18 protein-coding genes are annotated in these 18853 nt (G+C 65.2%); 8 read left to right on the plus strand and 10 right to left on the minus strand.

All coding sequences use genetic code 11. The features are described from left to right. The first annotated feature begins 72 nt into the window (after positions 1-72). Positions 73-1188, plus strand: coding sequence for an NAD(P)/FAD-dependent oxidoreductase (locus N4T19_RS04940; protein WP_116925746.1), 1116 nt, complete (start codon positions 73-75; stop codon positions 1186-1188). A gap of 116 nt (positions 1189-1304) precedes the next feature. Further along, positions 1305-2279 carry a tRNA glutamyl-Q(34) synthetase GluQRS gene (gene gluQRS, locus N4T19_RS04945; protein WP_260719600.1) on the plus strand — a complete coding sequence of 325 codons (975 nt, stop codon included), beginning with the start codon at positions 1305-1307 and terminating at the stop codon, positions 2277-2279. On the opposite strand, the gene N4T19_RS04950 is transcribed toward gluQRS, so the two are convergent. The 3 genes from N4T19_RS04950 to N4T19_RS04960 all read right to left on the minus strand — a co-directional run bounded on the left by N4T19_RS04950 (position 2272) and on the right by N4T19_RS04960 (position 5565). Then, a complete protein-coding gene (locus N4T19_RS04950) occupies positions 2272-3474 on the minus strand; it encodes a ferritin-like domain-containing protein (RefSeq protein WP_260719601.1) in 1203 nt (400 codons plus the stop codon). The genes gluQRS and N4T19_RS04950 overlap by 8 nt on opposite strands. Positions 3475-3548: 74 nt before the next feature. Further along, positions 3549-4415 carry a phosphate/phosphite/phosphonate ABC transporter substrate-binding protein gene (locus tag N4T19_RS04955; protein ID WP_260719602.1) on the minus strand — a complete coding sequence of 289 codons (867 nt, stop codon included), beginning with the start codon at positions 4413-4415 and terminating at the stop codon, positions 3549-3551. A gap of 37 nt (positions 4416-4452) precedes the next feature. Then, positions 4453-5565: an acyl-CoA dehydrogenase family protein gene (locus N4T19_RS04960; RefSeq protein WP_182341531.1), complete on the minus strand. Its 1113-nt coding sequence runs from the start codon at positions 5563-5565 to the stop codon at positions 4453-4455. 323 nt (positions 5566-5888) lie between these two features. Here N4T19_RS04960 and trmB point away from each other — a divergent pair, with 323 nt between their 5' ends. Further along, on the plus strand, positions 5889-6662 hold the full coding sequence (gene trmB / locus N4T19_RS04965; RefSeq protein WP_409935157.1) for a tRNA (guanosine(46)-N7)-methyltransferase TrmB: 774 nt from the start codon (positions 5889-5891) through the stop codon (positions 6660-6662). Between the two features lie 325 nt (positions 6663-6987). Beyond that, positions 6988-7962 carry a succinylglutamate desuccinylase/aspartoacylase family protein gene (locus tag N4T19_RS04970; RefSeq protein WP_182341537.1) on the plus strand — a complete coding sequence of 325 codons (975 nt, stop codon included), beginning with the start codon at positions 6988-6990 and terminating at the stop codon, positions 7960-7962. 72 nt (positions 7963-8034) lie between these two features. Here the strand turns inward: N4T19_RS04970 and N4T19_RS04975 are convergent, their stop codons facing one another. After that, positions 8035-8826 carry an SDR family oxidoreductase gene (locus N4T19_RS04975; protein ID WP_182341540.1) on the minus strand — a complete coding sequence of 264 codons (792 nt, stop codon included), beginning with the start codon at positions 8824-8826 and terminating at the stop codon, positions 8035-8037. A gap of 58 nt (positions 8827-8884) precedes the next feature. After that, the gene (locus N4T19_RS04980) at positions 8885-10525 is read right to left on the minus strand and encodes a 3-(methylthio)propionyl-CoA ligase (protein ID WP_260719603.1); all 1641 of its coding nucleotides are present in this window, start codon (positions 10523-10525) and stop codon (positions 8885-8887) included. A 259-nt stretch (positions 10526-10784) separates the two neighbouring features. Here N4T19_RS04980 and N4T19_RS04985 point away from each other — a divergent pair, with 259 nt between their 5' ends. Then, positions 10785-11486, plus strand: coding sequence for a pseudouridine synthase (locus N4T19_RS04985; protein ID WP_260719604.1), 702 nt, complete (start codon positions 10785-10787; stop codon positions 11484-11486). 27 nt (positions 11487-11513) lie between these two features. On the opposite strand, the gene N4T19_RS04990 is transcribed toward N4T19_RS04985, so the two are convergent. Continuing rightward, entirely contained in the window at positions 11514-12218 is a 705-nt protein-coding gene (locus N4T19_RS04990) for an SDR family oxidoreductase (RefSeq protein WP_182341549.1), read from the minus strand. Positions 12219-12341: 123 nt separating this feature from the next. On the opposite strand from N4T19_RS04990, the gene N4T19_RS04995 reads away from it, so the two are divergent. Together N4T19_RS04995 and bktB are read left to right on the plus strand one after the other, a co-directional pair. Next, positions 12342-13100 carry an SDR family NAD(P)-dependent oxidoreductase gene (locus N4T19_RS04995; protein WP_260719605.1) on the plus strand — a complete coding sequence of 253 codons (759 nt, stop codon included), beginning with the start codon at positions 12342-12344 and terminating at the stop codon, positions 13098-13100. Between the two features lie 153 nt (positions 13101-13253). Beyond that, positions 13254-14438, plus strand: coding sequence for a beta-ketothiolase BktB (bktB, locus tag N4T19_RS05000; protein WP_260719606.1), 1185 nt, complete (start codon positions 13254-13256; stop codon positions 14436-14438). 7 nt (positions 14439-14445) lie between these two features. Here the strand turns inward: bktB and pepE are convergent, their stop codons facing one another. The 4 genes from pepE to N4T19_RS05020 all read right to left on the minus strand — a co-directional run bounded on the left by pepE (position 14446) and on the right by N4T19_RS05020 (position 18241). Beyond that, a complete protein-coding gene (pepE, locus tag N4T19_RS05005; protein WP_182341558.1) occupies positions 14446-15147 on the minus strand; it encodes a dipeptidase PepE in 702 nt (233 codons plus the stop codon). Between the two features lie 156 nt (positions 15148-15303). Further along, positions 15304-16068, minus strand: a complete 765-nt coding sequence (locus tag N4T19_RS05010; protein WP_232539349.1) for a M48 family metallopeptidase — start codon at positions 16066-16068, stop codon at positions 15304-15306. 84 nt (positions 16069-16152) lie between these two features. Beyond that, positions 16153-17133 (minus strand): CysB family HTH-type transcriptional regulator, encoded by a 981-nt coding sequence (locus N4T19_RS05015; protein ID WP_260719607.1) that lies wholly within the window; start codon positions 17131-17133, stop codon positions 16153-16155. A gap of 61 nt (positions 17134-17194) precedes the next feature. Next, positions 17195-18241, minus strand: a complete 1047-nt coding sequence (locus N4T19_RS05020) for a sulfate ABC transporter substrate-binding protein (protein ID WP_116927695.1) — start codon at positions 18239-18241, stop codon at positions 17195-17197. 308 nt (positions 18242-18549) lie between these two features. Between N4T19_RS05020 and N4T19_RS05025 the strand changes: the two genes are divergently transcribed. After that, positions 18550-18825, plus strand: coding sequence for an oxidative damage protection protein (locus tag N4T19_RS05025; RefSeq protein ID WP_027010457.1), 276 nt, complete (start codon positions 18550-18552; stop codon positions 18823-18825). Positions 18826-18853: the final 28 nt, after the last annotated feature.

An 18853-nucleotide genomic window follows, 5' to 3' on the forward strand; every position in this document is an offset into this window, starting at 1 on the left:
CTTCAGATGCCGCTGCACCCGCAGCCATCCATGACGCCTTATCGTTTGCCGAAACAGTACAGAAAGTCTTTCATGTCTTCTCGCATTCCCCCCAAACCCAAACGATCAGCCTCCTCTTCCAACATTGTTCTGGCCAGCCGCAAGCACTATGCGGTGATTGGCGCCGGCATGGCTGGCGTGGTCTGCGCGCGCACCTTGCAGCAAGCGGGCCACCAGGTCACCGTGATCGAAGCACAACCCCAGGTGGGCGGCCGCATGGCCAGCCGCCACAGCGCGCATGGCAGCTTTGATGTGGGCGCCCAGTTCTTCACGGTGCGCGACCCGCGCTTTCAGTTGGCGCTGGACAGCACACCCAGCGTCACCCGCCACTGGAGCGTCAACGCCATCCGCACCTTGGATGCCACCGGCAAGGTCGCTGTGACCACGCAGCGCGGCATGGAAGCCCATCTGGTGGGCGTGCCCACGATGGACAGCCTGCTCGCCTCCTGGGCCGCGCCGCTCGATGTGCGCCTCAACGAATACGCGCTGGCCTTTGAGCGCGATGCCCTCAACCCCAGCCAGTGGCAACTGCGCACCGAAGATGTGGACGGCGGCGTGCATGTCTATGCGGGCCTCGATGGCGTGGTGCTGGCCATCCCCTCGCCCGAAGCCCAGGAGCTGCTGGCCGACAGCGAAACCGACGTGCCCGCTGATTGGCAGCTGTCCGATGTCTATATCGCCCCGAGCTGGACCTTGCTGCTGACCTTTGCCCACGCAGTGGACCCGAGCATCACCAATATGGGCCCGCAGTGGAATGCCGCCCGCACCGAACACCCCCGTATCACCTGGCTCTCGCGCGAGTCGTCCAAGCCCGGTCGCGGCAAGGTCGAGCGCTGGACCGTGCAGGCCAGCCCCGACTGGGCGCGCAAGCATGAGAACGACGAGCCCCAGCGCGTCGCCGCCAAGATGCTGCAGGCCTTCTCTGAGCTGACCCGCATCCGCGCCACCCCCAGCGATATCCGCGTGGTGCAATGGGGCTACGCCAAGACCATCAACCCGCTGCCCAAGGATGCCAAGGGCCAGGCCCGCAGCCACCTGTGGAATGCCAAGAGTGCCATCGGCCTGTGCGGTGACTGGTGCCTGGGCTACCGCGTGGAAGATGCCTTTGTCTCCGGCCTGGAACTCGCGCTGGCCGTGCTCGGCGAATAAGCGCGGCGCGCCCGGCAGGCCTGCCGGGCGCTTTTCCTTTTCAACTTCTTGAGCCCATTGAGCGCCGGGCAGCCGTGCTTTTGCCCGCTTGCCTGCGGCATTACACTTGCTCTCCCATGAGCTCTCGCGTTTATACCGGCCGTTTTGCCCCCTCGCCCACCGGCCCGCTGCATGCGGGCTCGCTGGTGGCGGCCCTGGCATCCTGGCTCGATGCCCGCGCCCATGGCGGCACCTGGTTGCTGCGTATCGAAGATATCGACCCACCGCGCTGCCCGCCAGGCATGGACCAGGAAATCCTGCGCCAGCTCCATGCGCTGCAGCTGATCCCCGATGCGCCCCCGCAGTGGCAGTCAGCTCGCCGTGGCCTCTATGCCCAGGCCCTGGCGCAGCTGCAGGCCGCTGGCTGGGCCTACCCCTGCGCCTGCACGCGCCGCGATATGGACGCCGCGCTCGCCGCGCAAGGCCATGTGCACGAGCGCCATGGCGAGCGCCCCTACCCGGGCACCTGCCGCGATGGCCTGCATGGCAAGACCGGTCGCAGCTGGCGCTTCCATACCCTGCACTACCAGCAGCATGCCAGCGCGCTGGCGGCCGAAGACGGCCAGTTGCCGACAGCCGATCACCCGGTGCTGCACAGCGACCAGCAGCTGCTGTGGCAAGACCGCTGGCTGGGCCCCCTGCAGCAGGACGTGGCCGCCAGCGTGGGTGATTTTCTGGTCCAGCGCGCCGATGGCCTCTGGGCCTACCAACTGGCTGTGGTGGTCGATGACGCCGCGCAAGGCATCAGCGATGTGGTGCGCGGCGCCGACCTGGCCGACAACACCCCGCGCCAGCTGCTGCTGCAGCGCGCGCTGGGCCTGCCAGCGCCCCGCTATATGCACACGCCCTTGGTGCTGCAGGCCGATGGCGAAAAGCTCTCCAAGCAATACGGCGCGCCAGCCGTCGTGGTCGACAGTGCCGAGCAGCGCATCGCCGTGCTGCGCCAGTCCGCCCAGCACCTGGGGCTGGAGGCGGGCGAGGCTAGCTCCATCCCCGATGCGCTGGCCGACTGGACGGCGCAATGGGCACGCCGCCACCTGGCCGCTACATGAAGTTGCGCGTGTGCAAGGAGGCCAGCTCCTGCGCATGGCCACGCTCAAAGCCCAGCCGCACCAGCTTGGTGTAGCGGCCATCGGCCATGTCCTGCATCAGCTGCTGCACGCGCTGGCTGCCCAGCGCCAGCGCATCGGCCGACAAGGCGCCCGCGCCCACGAGGATCAACGCATCAAACACCTCTTCGTTCAGGCCTGATGTCCCAGCCAGCGCGTCATGGCGCGCCTCCACCGCCTGGGCCAGCCGGTGGCGATAATCGGGCTCCTGCTTCAAACGGTGCAGCAGGTGCGACATGCCCAGCGCCACATGGCGCGCCTCATCGCGGGCGGCCAGGCGGCAGATCTGGCGCGTCAATGGATCGGGCGCATAGGTCTGCAAGAACTGCAGCAGGTTGACAAAGCTGCCCTCGCCCAGCACCGAGAGCAAAAAGCCCGCGACCGAAAAATCCTTTTCCGCAAGCAGGCTGTGCAGCGAGGCCTGGCCGCCTGCGGTGGATAGTGCCGGCTCCCGCCCGTGGCGGCGAATGCGGCGGGTAAACACATCGATATGGCGCGCCTCATCGGCCACCTGGATCGCCAGCGCCGCCTGCAGCTCGCGGTAGTGCGGGTGCAGCTCACCCAGAAAGCGCGCCGGCACAATCAGCGCCGCATTCTCGTTCTCGACCATATAGGTCATCACCTGCACGATGGCGTCCTCGATCACCGCAGGTGGCTCAGGTGCCTGGTCCCAGTCGATGTCGGTGTCGGCATTCCATTGCGCAGCCACCGCCTGCGCGTACAGGTCCCCGGCCTGGTCGGACCAGAACTCGGCCTTGTCCTGCAGGCGAAAGGCAAAGGCCGGCGCGCCCGCCTCGACCGCGGCACCGCGCGCCGCCAGGCCCCAGGCCGGGTCGGCCTGTGCGGCCACCGCGCCGGGTTGGCTGGCATCGCTGTGGCCGGCCACGGCGGCATGGCGCCAGCGGCCCGCCTGCGCGCTGCCCCGCCGCACCAGCAAGGCCGGCTGCCGCAGCCAACCGGTCGGCGTTTGCAGCGCATGGCCCTGGGCCTGGCACCAGGCCGCCAGCTGCGCTTGCCAGCCCGGCGCCTGGCCGCTGACACGGATCGACTCGCCCACGGCCACGGCCGCCAGGCCGTGCTTGACCAGCAGGTGCGCACCGGCATCAAAGCCCAGCCGGCCCAAATCCACCAGTGGCATGCTGGCAAGGTCGGCCTGGCCTGGGATTGCAGGACCCGTACTGCTGGAGGGGGCTGGCGGTTTTTCCATGGGCCTCAGTACCGGTAGTCCGCCGCCAGGATGCGGCCCGCCTCATCATAAAAGCGCTCATCGCGCACTGCACGGGACAAGGGTTCATAGCCCGAAGCGCGGCCGGGGTGCCAGACCTTGAGGCCTTCCAACTCCAGCAAGGGGCGAATCAGCGGGTCGTCCCAGGACATGGCCAGCAAGATCTCGGTAAAGCGCGCCGCATCGGCAGCGCTGAGACTGGGCCCGGCGGTCATATTGCAGTGGTCAAAAGGCTGCGAGGTGTCGAGCACGCGCGTGGTGCCTGCAGGCAGGGTCCCTTCGGCGGCAAAGGCCAGGTAGTTCTTGGCAACCATCCAGGACGCCGCAATCTCACCGGCCACCATGGCCTTGGCCGCCAGGCGCTCGCCACCAATATGGTCGCCATGCTTGCCGCCCAGCACATCAAAGCGGCGCACCTGAAAATCCTGACCCGCCAGCAGGCCGTGCTGGCGCAGGTGGTCCAGCGGGATCAAGGTGGCCTGGGGCGAATCAATGGCGCCAAAGCCCAGCGTCTGGCCGCGCAGGTCCGCCAGGGCCTGGGCGGGGCTGTCTGCGCGTACCACCAGCAGCGACTGCACATCCATGTCGGTGTCACGCATCGCGATCGATCGCACCTGCTGGCCAGCGGCCCGCGCCATCAGCTCGGCGCGCACAAAGGCGAGCGGCGAGTTCCAGGCCAGTTGCACCGTGCCATCCATCAGCGCCTCTGTGAGCGACTCATAGTTGGAATACAGCACATAGTCAAAGTACAGACCTTGCTCGATGAAATGGGCCTTGAAGCCCTCCCAGATGGTGATGACCTTGGGCGCGTAGGCCACGGCGCCCATCTTGAGGGTGGTGTAGGAAACGGTCATGGATAGATGTCTCTCCGGTTGGTTGGGTCACGGGGTCTCAGGCTGCGGCGTCGCACAGCGCCTTGCCCAGCAGGTCATAGATCACATCGGTGGTGGGGGCCATCACGGAGGCCGCGCGGGCATCGCGGAACAGCCGCTCAATGCCCAGGTCCTTGCGGAAGGCTGCGCCGCCGCAGACGCGCATCGCCGTATCGCTCACCTCCAGGGCCGCCTCGGCCGCAGCGGCCTTGCATTGCAAGAGCCGGGTTTTGGCATCGGGGCGCCCCGCCAGCACCGCCTGCACGGCGTCATCGCGCAGCAAGCGGGCCTGGTCGGCCTTGAGCTGGGCCTTGGCGAGGTAAGCCCGGATGGTCGGCAGGTCGGCCAGGCCGCTGCCATTTTCGGCAAAGCGGGTGTTGGCCACATGCTGCACAGCGCGGCGCAGCACGCCTTGCATCAGGCCCACCGACGTGGTGGCAATCAAGGTGGGGAAATACGGCATCAGGTAGCGGGCCTTGACGTCCTCGCCCTGGCCGTCGTCTCCCAAGCGGCAGGCCAGCGGCACGGCTACATCCCGCGCAATGATCGGCGATGAGGCATTGCCGCGCAGTCCCATGCCATCAAAGCGCGATGGGATCTGCAGCCCGGGCAGGCGGCTGTCGACCAGCCACAGCGTATTGCCCTCCCCCGTGCTAGCCCGCGAGATCCAGACATAGGAGTCGGCCTCGCCCGCCGAGGTGATCATGCTTTTGTGGGCATTGAGCAGCACCGCGTCCTGGCCCTGCGCAGCGGCGGTACCGGTGGGTGCCCAGATATGGCTGCGCGAGCCGGTCTCGGACACCGCCAGGGTGGTGATATGGCGGCCCTGCGCAATGGCGCGCCGGGTGTCTTGTGCCGCAAAAGGCTCGATCAGTGCCACGCCGCAGTAGTGCATGGTCAGCACCATGGCCGTGCAGGGGCAGTCCTGGGCAATGCGCTCGACCACTTGTACCGCTTCAGGCAGGCCCGCGCCCATGCCGCCTACTTCGGGCGCGCTGATCAGGCCCAGCAGGCCCTGGCTGCCCAAGGCCTGCAGCGCCTGGCGCGGGTAGACCGCCTGGCTATCGGTATGCGCGGCCGCCGGCGCAATGAGGTCGCGCACGATCGGCTCCAACGACGAAAGAATGTCCATGCTGCTCCAGATGCTGGCGCAAAGGCAGGCCCATACCGGAACCCATGGGGCAGAAAGCGGCCAGGCGCATGCTGCGCTCCCGAGCCCCTACCCCGTGTTTCCTGTCGCACACAGACCTGCAATCACGACAGACGTCACTTTGAAAAAGGCATTATAGGCAGCGACTTTGCAGCCAGATGGCAGTGGGCGCACACGGCGATTGCCCAGCGTTTCGTCATTGCAGACTGGAAAAATCTACAATAGCCCCTTTTTTGACGCGGCCCAGCGCCCCTTGCCGGGCAAGCGCCACCTTGCCGCCTGTGCTGAGCGGCACCTCCATGACCATGCAATCTTCTTCGACGCCTGCTGCTGGCCCCGTGCCCGAGCCCATCATCACCAACGCACGCGATGCCAGCAGTGCCCCCGGCCATGCGCCTGCGGATGTGGCCCATCCCAAGACCATCCGCTCCTACGTGCGCCGCGCCGGCCGCACCACCACCGGCCAGGCCAAGGCCTTTGAAACGCTGGGCGCGCGCTATGTGCTGCCTTACACCGGCGAGGCCTTCAATGCCGAGGCCGCCTTTGGCCGCCAGGCCAAGGTGATTTTGGAAATCGGCTTTGGCATGGGCGAGGCCACGGCGCACATCGCCCGCGTTCGCCCGGACGACAATTTCCTGTGCTGCGAAGTGCATGAGCCGGGCGTGGGCGCGCTGCTCAAGCGCATCGGCGAGCAGGACATCACCAATATCCGCATCTTCCAGCACGACGCCGTGGAAGTGCTGGAGAACATGCTGCAGCCGGGCTCGCTCGACGGCATCCATGTGTTCTTCCCCGATCCCTGGCACAAGAAAAAGCACAACAAGCGCCGCCTGATCCAGGCGCCGTTTGTGGCCCAGCTCGTCGCCCATTTGAGGCCCGGTGGCTATATCCACTGCGCCACCGACTGGCAGCCCTATGCCGAGCAGATGCTCGAGGTGCTCTCGGCCAACCCGGACCTGAAGAACACGGCCGACGGCTACGCGCCGCAGCCCGAGTACCGCCCGCTGACCAAGTTCGAAAACCGCGGTCTGCGTCTGGGCCATGGTGTCTGGGACCTGGTGTTCACGCGCGCTGCATAAGCGCGCTGGGCCTAGATGCCCGCTTTGCTGAAAAAGGCTGCTTGGGCAGTCTTTTTTGCTTTTTGCAGAGTGCGGCGCACCCCAGGGGCCAGGTAACCGTTGCTTTGCGTATCAAAATTGATAGCAGAATCGGCCGCCTGCAGCGCCCGATGCGGTAGGATGGCTGCTGGCACCCAGACGCTGGGGCCAATGGCACATGCCGCCCCCTGCCCCACGGTTGTGGGTATAAACCTTGCGCCCTGCTCTGGTGCGACAGTCCCTGGCGGGATGCAAGGCTTGTGACGCAGCGGCCCGGGCTGGCAGGCCATCACACCGGAAAACTGCAATGACCGTCTCTCGCTTCCATATCCCGCAACAGGACCACAGCCCTTCTGCCGAGCAACCTGCTGCGCTGCGCAGCTACGGCTGGGCGTCCGCCGTGCCGGGCCCGTCGCTGCTGATCTTTGGCGCCGTGCATGGCAATGAGCAAAGTGGCACGCATGCGATCCGCCGCTGGATCGAGCGCTTTGAATCGGGCCAGGTGCGCCTCAAGCGCGGCCGCCTGACGATGGTGCCCGTGGCCAACCCCAAGGCCTTTATCAAGAACGAGCGCGAAGGCGACCGCAACCTCAACCGCAACTTTGTGCCCCAGGCCCAGCCGCAGAACTTTGAAGACCATATGGTCAATGCACTGGCCCCGCTGCTCGAGAGCCATGATGCGCTGCTCGATCTGCACTCCTACAGCGGCGAAGGCCGGGCCTTTGCGATGACCGGCCCGCTCAACAACACCGGCACGCTCGAGCCCTTTGCCCGCCAGCAAGAGGAAGAGGCCTTTGCCAAGGCCGTGGGCCTGCCCATCATCGTGCAAGGCTGGCTGGAGGTGTATGAACAGGCAGTGAAGGCCAGCGGCGGCGCCCTTCGCCCCGAGCACGGCATCGGCACCAATGAGTTCATGCGCAGCCGCGGGGGCTACGCGATCACCGTGGAGTCGGGCTCGCACGAAGAGCCCCAGGCCATCGAGGTGGCCGACCGCTGTATCGCTGGCGTACTGGCCCTGCTGGAGATGGCCGATGTGACCGTCGAGCCCGTCGCCCAGTACACCACCCACCATATGCGCCAGGTGTTCATGCGCCAAAGCGCCGATGACCGCATGCAAAAGGAGTGGCAGAACTTTGACCCGTTCCGCCAGGGTGACCTGCTCGCCACCCGCGCCGATGGCAGCCAGATTCTGGCGCCCTTCGATGGCTGCGTGATCTTCCCCCAGCCCGATGCCGCCGTGAACCGCGAGTGGTTCTACCTGGCGCAGACGGACCGCAGCTGATGCAGGGGGGCTGCCCTTTGCGGGAGGCCCATCGAAGTACCCGGCCAGCCTGACCGGTTAAGGCTCCCCGCATCAACCCGCAGTGACAATGCTGACGCCGCCATCAACGGCCAGGCATTGGCCGGTGATGTGTTTGCCCGCATCGCTGGCCAGCAGCACCGCAGAACCTTTCAAATCATCATCCCCGCCCAAGCGGCCCAGCGGCACGCCGGCCGTCATCGCATCCTCGCCGATCTGGTCAATCAGGCCATTGGCCATCTTGGTGCGGAAAAAACCCGGTGCGATGGCATTGACGCGGATGCCGTAGTGCCCCCATTCGGCAGCGAGCGCGCGGGTGAAGTTGATGACCGCGCCCTTGCTGGTGTTGTAGGCGATGGTCTTCATGCCCACCGGGTTGCCGCCCAGCCCGGCAATCGATGCCAGGTTGATGATGGCGCCCTGCCGGCGCGCAATCATGCAGCGCTTGGCCAGCTGCTGCGACAGCAGAAAATAGCCGCGCACATTCAGGTTCATCACCTTGTCCCAGGCGGCGGCCGGGTGGTCTTCGGCCGGCGCCCCCCAGCTGGCACCGGCGTTGTTGACCAGAATGTCCACATCGCCCACGCGCCCCAGCACCTCGATGGCCAGGCGCTCGATCTCGCTGTCGACCGCGCAGTCGGCAGCAATCCAGCGCGCATCAATGCCTGCGCCTCCTAGCTCGGCCACCGCCGCTTCCAGTTCGCTGGCCTTGCGGCTGGTCACCACCACCTTGGCGCCAGCCTCGCCCAGCGCATGGGCCAGCTGCAGGCCCAGGCCGCGCGAGCCGCCCGTCACCAGCGCCGTCTTGCCGGTCAGATCCAATAATTGCCCAATCTTGCGCGTCATGCAAAGGCCTCCTGGTAGGGCTGAAAAGTCGTTCAGCGAGTCATTCAAAATGCAGCCATCAGGCTGGCAGCACGTAGTTCTTGAACTGCTCACGCAGCCGGGTCTTGAGCATCTTGCCAGTGGCACCCAGCGGAATGGCCTCCACAAAGATCACGGCATCGGGGATCTGCCACTTGGCCATCTTGCCCTGGTAGAAGGCGAGCAAGTCCTCCTCGCTCACGGCAGCGCCCTTCTTGAGCGCTACAAAAACCACCGGCCGTTCGTCCCACTTGGGATGGGGCATGCCCACGCAGGCAGCCATCGTGACGGCCGGGTGGGCCATCGCAATGTTCTCGATATCGATGGAGCTGATCCATTCGCCCCCGGACTTGATCACATCCTTGCTGCGGTCAGTGATCTGCATAAAGCCATCGGCATCGATGGTGGCCACATCGCCGGTGGGAAACCAATCGCGCCCCTGCGCATCAGTGACCAGCGGCGAGGCGCCCTCGCTGCGGTAGTAGTCCGCCACCACCCAGGGGCCGCGCACCAGCAGGTCGCCATAGGTCTTGCCATCCCAGGGCTGGTCCTGGCCGTCGTCACCGACGATCTTCATGTCCACGCCAAAGATGACCCGGCCCTGTTTGGCCAGCAGCTGCGCCTGGGTGTCGGCCGGCAGGTCCAGGTGCTTGTGCTTCAAGGTGCAGACGGTGCCCAGCGGGCTGAGTTCGGTCATACCCCAGGCATGCAGCACGGTGACGCCATAGTCCTCCTGGAAGGTCTTGATCATCGCCGGCGGGCAGGCCGAGCCGCCAATGATGGTGCGCTGCAGGCTGCCAAAGCGCAGGCCCTGGCTTTGCACATGGCTCAGCAGCATCTGCCAGACCGTGGGCACGCCAGCGGCAAAGGTTACCTTCTCGGCCTCCATCAGCGCGTAGACCGAGGGGCCATCGAGCGCCGGGCCGGGAAACACCAGCTTGGCGCCATTGAGCGGCCCGGAAAACGGCAGGCCCCAGGCGTTGACATGGAACATCGGCACGACCGGCAGCACCACATCGCGCGAGGAGATGTCCATCACATCGGGCAGCGAAGCGCCATAGGCATGCAAGACGGTGCTGCGGTGCGAGTACAGCACGGCCTTGGGATTGCCCGTGGTGCCGCTGGTGTAGCACATGCCGCAGGCGGTGTTTTCGTCAAACTCGGGCCACTGGTAGGCGCCGTCGGCAGCCGCAATCCAGGCCTCGTAGGCCACCAGGCCGGGGATGCCGGCATCGGCAGGCAGTTGGTCAGCATCACACAGCGCCACCCATTGGCGTACCGTCGGGCAGCGCGCGTGGATGGCCTGCACGATGGGCAGGAAGCAGCTGTCAAAACACAGCACCTCGTCCTCGGCATGGTTGACGATCCAGACCACCTGGTCGGGGTGCAGCCGGGGGTTCAAGGTATGGATGACCCGGCCCGAGCCGCCCACGCCGTAGTACAGCTCCATATGGCGGTAGCCATTCCAGGCCAGACTCGCCACGCGCGCGCCCGCGGCCAGCCCCATGCCATCCAGGGCCTGCGCCAGCTGGCGGGCGCGCTGCGCAAAGTCGCCATAGGTGTAGCGGTGGATATCACCTTCCACGCGGCGCGAGACGATTTCGGTATCGCGGTGGTAACGCTCCGCAAACTCCAGCAGGTTGGAGGTCAGCAGTTGCTGCTTTTGCATCAGGCCTAGCATTGGGTCTCCTTGTGGTATGGCCAGTGGCGGCGCACAGTCAAGGCTGCACATACCACCACCGGCATGCATCTGTTTTTATAGCGCGTGCGCGCGGCAAAGGGCATCGTAGCAACCCGCACTGCCAGCGGGTTGCATGAGCAAATGCCTGCAGCTTATGACGAGGCATACAGTACAGGCAGGCGCGCGCAGTGCGCAGCGCGCGCTGTCACCTAGGCTGCAGCACTTAGAATCAGGCGCTGCTTTCGTCTCACACCGCCCCATGCTGATCCCCGACTACATCGACGAACACCTGCTGGTGCTGAACAAGCCATCGGGCCTGTTGTGCGTGCCCGGCCGGGGAGAAGACAAGCAGGATTGCCTCAGCGCCCGGGCCCGCCAGCAATGGCCCGATGCGCTGGTGGTGCACCGGCTGGACCAGCCCACCTCGGGCCTCGTCGTGATGGCGCGCAGCCTGGCGGTGCAGCGCGCGCTGGGCGACGCCTTTGCGGCCCGCGCCGTGCGCAAGCGCTATACCGCCGTGGTCTACGGCAATCCAGTTGCACAGCCTCTGGCACCTGAGCATGTGCTGCATGCCGCGATGCCGCAGGATGGCCATACCTGGAGCCTGGTGGATCTGCCGCTGATCGCCGACTGGGAGCGCCGACCTTTGCAGCGGGTGGATGGGGAGATGGGCAAGCCCAGCCAGACCTGGTGGCGGGCGATGAATGCGGAGGAAGCGGCCGCGCTGCCCGCCATCCCTGCCGGCAGCACGCGCCTGTGGCTGGAGCCGCTGACCGGCCGCACCCACCAGCTGCGCCTGCATATGCAGGCCATCGGCCATGCGATGCTGGGCGACGGCCTGTATGCCAGCGCCGCAGTGCAGGCGATGGCGCCACGCCTGCTGCTGCAGGCGCAGCAGCTGGGCTTTGCCCACCCGGTGACCGGCCAGTGGCTGGACTGCCGGCTGGCGGCCGATTTCTAAAGGCCGTGCTAGAACGGCCGGGTCGTATTAGACGTGGCGCATCAGGCCGCCATCCACGCGGATGTTCTGGCCGGTGATATAGGCCGCACCATCGGAGGCCAAAAAGGCCACCGTCGCGCCAATCTCGTCGGCCTTGCCGTAGCGCTGCAGTGGCACCGCTGCCTGGCGCTCGTCCTTCTTGGGCAGGCTGTCAATCCAGCCGGGCAGCACATTGTTCATGCGGATGTTGTGCTTGCCGTACTCGTCGCAGAAAATCTTGGTGAAGGCGGCCAGGCCGGAGCGTGCCATCGCCGAGGTGGGGAACAGCGCTGCCGGCTCAAACGCCCAGGCCGATGAGATATTGATGATGGCGCCGCCGCCCTGCTTTTGCATGATGGGCGCAACCAGGCGCGTGGCGCGCACCACGTTCAGAAAGTAGACCTCCAGACCCTTGATCCAGTCCTCGTCACTGATCGACAGCAGGTCACCCTTGGGGCCGTGGCCGGCGCCATTGACCAGCACATCGATGCGGTCATAGCGCGCCATCACCGCATCCACCAGCTTTTGCATATCGGCCACAGACTGGTTGGAGCCCGTCACGCCCACACCGCCCAGCTCCTGGGCCAGCGCCTCGCCCTTGCCCGAGGACGACAAGATGCCCAGCGCATAACCGGCCTGGTGCAACTGGCGTGCCGCCGCTGCGCCCATGCCGGATCCACCGGCGATCACGATGGCTACTTTGGATTGGTCCATGCTGTGCTTCCTTTTTCTTTGTGATTCCAAAGCTGCCCATCCTAACCAAGCCGCCGCACTTGTGCAGGCCACCGGGAAAAACGCCGTCGCGCTCAGCGCCATCTGCCGTTACGATAAGCAGTTATGACCACCAAACACCTCACCATCCTGACCGGCGGCTCGCGCGGTATGGGCCTGGCCATGGGCCAGCAACTTCTGGCCAAGGGCCACACCGTGCTGAGCATTGCGCGCCGCAGCTCCAGCGCGCTGGCCGCTGCCGCTCCATCGCCGGATCAGCTCATCCAGTGGGAGCAGGACCTGGGCGATACCGATGCCGCCGCCCAGCGCCTGGGCGACTGGCTGCGCAGCCTCCAGGCCAGCGACTGGGCCAGCATCACCTTGATCAACAACGCCGGCGTGATTCCGCAGATCGCGCCGCTGTCCGACCTGGCCACGCCCGACCTGCGCAATGCGCTGCGCGTGGGGCTGGAGGCGCCGATGGCGCTGACGGGGGTGTTTCTGGGTGCGACCGACAGCTGGACCGTCCCCAAGAAAGTGCTCAATGTCTCGTCCGGCCTGGGCCGCCGCCCCATGGCATCGCAGGCCGCCTACTGTACGGCCAAGGCCGGCATGGATGCCTATGCCCGCTGCGTGGCGCTGGAAGAAGCCCACAAGCCCCATGGCGCCAAGATCGTCTCACTCGCGCCCGGCGTGATCGACACCGACATGCAGGTGCAGCTGCGCAATGCCGATGCGGGCGCCTTCCCCGATGTGGGCAACTTCAAGGGCCTGCATGAGGGCGGCAAACTCAGCAGCCCGGCAGAAGCCGGTGCCAAGGTGCTGGGCTGGCTGGACCGCGCCGACTTTGGCCAGCATGTGATTGCCGACGTGCGCGAGCCTTGAACCACGGCGCGCAGCGCAGGGTCCATGCCCGCCATGGACTGTCACCAAGGTGCGCGCTGGCCGCCTGCGGTTTGCACATGGGCCGCCTGGCTGGCAATAATGCTGCAAGGCAACATTTGCATGCCCATTCCAACCTAAACAGGAGACCTTTCCATGTCCCGTGAAGTACTTGTCTGCAGCGCCGTGCGCACTGCCATCGGCACCTTTGGCGGCAGCCTCAAGGATGTTCCACCGACCGAGCTGGGTGCACTGGTGGTCAAGGAGTCGCTGGCCCGCGCCGGCATTGAAGGCAAGGATGTGGGCCATGTGGTCTTCGGCCACGTGGTCAACACGGAACCCAAGGACATGTACCTGAGCCGCGTGGCGGCCATCCAGGGTGGCTGCCCGCAGGAGACACCGGCGATGAATGTCAACCGCCTCTGCGGCTCGGGCCTGCAGGCGATTGTGACGGCCAGCCAGGGCATTTTGCTCGGTGACTATGACGTGGCCATTGGCGCCGGAGCCGAGAACATGAGCCGCGCGCCCTACGCCAGCACCACCAGCCGCTGGGGCGCACGCATGGGCGATTTCAAGATGATCGACATGATGACCGGCGCGCTGCATGACCCGTTCCACAACATCCACATGGGTGTGACCGCCGAGAACGTGGCCAAGGAATTTGGCATCAGCCGCGATGACCAGGACCAATTGGCCTTGAGCAGCCACCAGCGCGCCGAGCAGGCCTGGGCCGAGAACCGCTTTGCCGGCCAGATCGTGCCCGTGGTGCTCAAAAGCAAGAAGGGTGATATCAGCTTTGACAAGGACGAGCACTTCCGCGCCGGCGCCAAGATCGAGGACTTCCAGAAGATGAAGCCCGTCTTCATCAAGGAAGACGGCACGGTCACCGCCGCCAACGCCTCGGGTATCAATGACGCCGCAGCCGCCGTGGTGCTGATGGAAGCCGCCGCCGCCAAGGCGCGCGGCGCCAAGCCGCTGGCCCGTTTGGTGGGCTATGCCCATGCAGGGGTCGATCCCAAGATCATGGGCATTGGCCCCGTGCCCGCGTCCAAGGCCGTGCTGGCCAAGACCGGCCTCAAGCTGGACCAGATGGATGTCATCGAAGCCAACGAAGCCTTTGCCGCACAAGCCTGCGCAGTGACCAAGGGCCTGGGCGCCGACCCGGCCAAGGTCAACCCCAATGGTTCGGGCATCTCGCTGGGCCACCCGATTGGAGCCACCGGCGCGATCATCACCGTCAAGGCGATCCATGAGCTGCACCGCACCGGCGGCCGCTATGCACTCGTCACCATGTGCATTGGCGGCGGCCAGGGCATTGCCGCCATCTTCGAACGCGTCTAACCAAGCCTTAAAGCGCCAGCGCAGTCCCCACGGGCAAGTCTTCCACCGGCTTGCCCGCTGCAAAGCGCTTGGCCGCAAACTGCCCTGCGACCTGGGCCTGGCCACCGCGCACGTGCAGCCAGCTGCCCTCGGGCAGAGCGACCACCTGCTTGTCCGGGTTGGCGACCAGGAACTCCGCCAGGCGCTGGTCGCGCGTCTCGCCCTGGTGGCCAGGCGGCAGGCTGTTGTGGTAGTGGGGGTTGATGCAAAACGGCACCAGGCCCAACGCGCCAAAGCCCTGCGGGTCGACGATGGGCATGTCATTGGTGGTGTTGATCGTCAGGCCCGCCAGATTGGCGCCGGCACTCCAGCCGGTGTAGGACATGCGGCCCGAACGTGCCGCGTCGCCGATGCGCACCAGCCAGCCTCGCTTGCGGCATTGGGCCAGCAGCTGGAAGGTATTGCCGCCGCCGACGATGATGGCCTGGATATCCCCGGCCAAAAACGGCTCCAGCGCATCCGTCTGGTGCGCGCCCACCAGCTGCACGCCGGTGTGGGCGATGGCCGCTTGCACCTGCGCTGTGTAGTCGTCCCAGCTGAGCGAGACCCCGGCAAAGGGCACAAACAGCGCCTTTTGCACGCCTTGCAGCTGGGCTGCCAGCGCCTCGCGGCAAAAAGTCAGGTAGCCGCCATCGGGCGCGCGGGAGTTGCTCAACAACAGTAACTGCATAACACCTCTTTGAATGAGGCAGCCAGCATAGCAGCCCCTGCACTGCGGCGGCGTCACCCAAGCACAGAAGGTCGGCGCCGACAAAGGAGCCGAGCGCAAAAAAAGGACTGGCGCGGCGGCATGCCCCGCGCCAGTCCCTTCTTGTCTATCGACTGCTTACTTGCCGCTGTCCAGCCGTGCCTGCATCGCCTTGGCGCGGGCGTCCGACGGTGGGTGCGAATCCATCAGCGAGTTACCGCCACCGCCGCTCAGCTTGGCGAGCTTCTGGAAAGCGGTGACGAGGCCCTTGCGCTCCATCTTTTGCTTGGTGAGCAGGTCAAAGGAGTAGTTGTCGGCCGCAGACTCGTTGGCCTGCGAGAACTGCGCATGGATGAACTTTTCACCCAGCTCGCCCGCTTGCGAGCTCGACAGCGATGCCAAGGTGGCATTGCCGCTATTGGCGGCAATCTGGCGTGCGGCCGAGGTGGCATAGGCCGTCTGCATGCGGCGCTTGCTGTGGCCCAGCGCCACGTGGCCGATTTCATGGCCGATCACGCCGCGCAGCTCGTCGTCGTTCATCAGGTCCATCAGGCCGCTGTAGACGCGGATGCAGCCATTGGCCATCGCCCAGGCGTTCACATCACTGGTCAGGTAGACCTTGTAGTCGGCCTTCTTGCCTTCCACTTCTTGGGGCATGTTGGCGACGACCTTGGCCAGGCGCTGGCTGTACTTGTTGTTCGCAGGCGCGAGCTTGTTTTGCTGGTCCAGCGCGGCGCAGGATTCATTGGACAAGGCCACGACATCGCCGTCGGTCAATGTCATGGCCTTCATCGCCGTCGAGCCGGACTCCATCAGTCCGCCCAGGTTGCCCGTATCCATGGTCTTGCAGCCGGCCAGGGCCAAAGCAGCCACCAGGCCCGTCACCATCATCGTTTTGCGCATCCGCTATCTCCTCATCTGCACGTTGAAAACGTGCATCATAGCGTGCGATTATCGAAATGATAGTTTTTATACCCCAGAGATCGCTCAGGCAGCTTTTTGCGTGGCGGCCTGCGCCGATGCGTCATCCGGTGCCGTCGCCGACACGGCCTGCAGCACCACCTCGCGCTTCAAGGTCGGCACAAAGCTCTCGATGAACTGCAGCGCATAGGCGCGCAGCCACACGCCCTTGCGCAGTGCAATGCGGGTGGTGTTGACCTTGAACAAATGGCCCGCGTCGATGGCGCGCAGGTTGCGGTCGCGCTCCTCATCAAAGGCGATGGAGGCGACGATGCCGATGCCCATGCCCAGCTCGACATAGGTCTTGATCACGTCAGCATCCATGGCGGTCAGCACCACATTGGGCGTGACCTCGGCGGCGGCAAACGACTCATCAATGTGCGAGCGGCCGGTGTAACCCTGCTCATAGGTGATGATCGGAAAGCGCACCAGCGATTGCAAGGTCAGCGGCCTTCCAGCCTCTTGCTGGGCCAGCAAGGGGTGGCTCGGGGGCACGACCACCGAGTGGGTCCAGCGGTAACCCGGCAGGGTCGCCAAGCTCGCATAGCCGGTGAGCGCTTCGGTGGCCACGCCGATATCGGCCGCGCCACTCAGCAGCATCTCAGCGACCTGCCGGGGCGAGCCCTGGTGCAGGTGCAGGGCCACATCGGGAAACTGCTCACGAAAATCGCGCACCACCAGCGGCAGCGCGTAGCGCGCCTGCGAGTGGGTGGCGGCAATGCTCAGTTGGCCGCTGCGGCTGGCATGAAAATCGGCACCAGCGCGGCGCAGGTTTTCGGACTCTAGCAGCAGGCGGTCCACGATCGGCAAAATGGCCTCACCCGGTGGGGTCAGCCCGGTCAGGCGCTTGCCGGCGCGGATAAAGATGTCCACACCCAGCTCGTCTTCCAACTCGCGGATCTGGCGGCTCACGCCTGGCTGCGAGGTGTAGAGCACATGCGCCACCTCGGTCAGGTTGTAGCCATTGCGGGCGGCTTCGCGCACGGCCCGCAGTTGCTGAAAATTCATAACATTCACCTTTGTGGACCCAGCCGCCAGGGGTCCCCGGCGGCTGGTTCAGCGTCCTTGCTTATTTCTTGGTGTAGATCTGGTCAAAGCTGCCGCCATCGGCAAAGTGCGCAGCGTCGGCCTTGGTCCAGCCGCCAAAGGCCTCATCGATGGTGAAGAGCTTGAGCGTCGCGAACTGGCTGGCGTATTTGGCCTTGGCCGCTTCGGCGGTGGGGCGGTAGAAGTTGCGGCCGGCAATGTCCTGGCCTTCGTCCGAGTACAGGTACTGCAGGTAGGCATCGGCAATCTTGCGCGTGCCGCGCTTGTCCACCACCTTGTCGACGACGGTCACCGTGGGCTCGGCCAGGATCGACAGCGAGGGGGTGACGATCTCGAACTTCTCGGGGCCAAACTCCTTCAATGCCAGGTAGGCCTCGTTTTCCCAGGCCAGCAGCACATCGCCCTGGCCGCGCTGCACAAAGGTCACGGTCGAGCCACGCGCGCCGGTGTCGAGAATCGGCACATTCTTGAACAGCTTGGTGATGTAGTCCTTGGCACCGGCCTCACCGCCATAGTTGCGTTTGCCAAACTCCCAGGCGGCCAGGTAGTTCCAGCGCGCGCCGCCGCTGGTCTTGGGGTTGGGCGTGATCACCTTGACATCGGGCTTGATCAGATCGCCCCAGTCCTTGATGCCCTTGGGATTGCCCTTTTTGACCAGGAACACAATGGTCGAGGTGTAAGGCGCGCTGTTGAGCGGCAGGCGCTTTTGCCAATCGGCCGGCACCAGCTGGCCGTATTTGTTCAGTGCATCAATGTCACCGGCCAAGGCCAAGGTGGCCACATCGGCCTCGATGCCATCGATGATGGCCCGCGCCTGCTTGCCCGAGCCGCCATGCGACTGCTTGATCGTCACGGTCTGGCCGGTCGTGTCCTTCCAGTGCTTGGCAAAGGCCTGGTTGAACTGGTTGTACAGCTCACGGGTCGGGTCGTAGGACACGTTGAGCAAGGTCACCGGTGCTGGTGCCTGGGCATGGGCTGCGCCGCTAAAAACAGCGGGCGCCAGCGCCATCAGAGACGCGACTGCGGCTGCGGCTATCGGAAACTTGATAAAGTGGCGGCGTTGTTGCATGGAACACTTTCAGAATGGCAAAAGTCGTAGGGCTTGTTAGGCTTGAACACATTCTGAAACGCGGCCATAAAAACTCAAACTACTATTAATTCAGTTTTTTATGACTGAAAATTATTAACAAGACGCGAAAACGCATCTGCCAGGCCCGGTTTCGGGACTGGCAAGGCAGGAAGCTCGCCAATGCCCCAACTCTGGTTGGCAGTGTGGGCAAAGCAGGCCATGCTGGGCAACCGCCCGCAGACTGCGGCAGCATCGGGCAAGCACCCTGCCAGTGCAACAGCGTCAACCCAACGAAGGAAGCATCTCCCATGGCACGTATGGTCAACTGCGTCAAACTGCACAAAGAAGCCGAGGGCCTCGACTTTCCCCCCTACCCTGGTGAGCTGGGCAAGCGCCTGTGGGAAAACGTCAGCAAGGAAGCCTGGGCTGGCTGGCTCAAGCACCAGACCATGCTGGTCAACGAAAACCGCCTGAACCTGGCCGACCAGCGCGCTCGCCAGTACCTGGCTCGCCAAATGGAAAACCATTTCTTTGGCGAAGGCGCTGATGCAGCCGTCGGCTACGTGCCGCCCACTGCAGACTGATACGGCACTCGTACAAGTGCAGGCCAGG

This window comes from Comamonas squillarum, from assembly GCF_025309455.1.
Lineage (GTDB): Bacteria > Pseudomonadota > Gammaproteobacteria > Burkholderiales > Burkholderiaceae_C > Comamonas > Comamonas squillarum.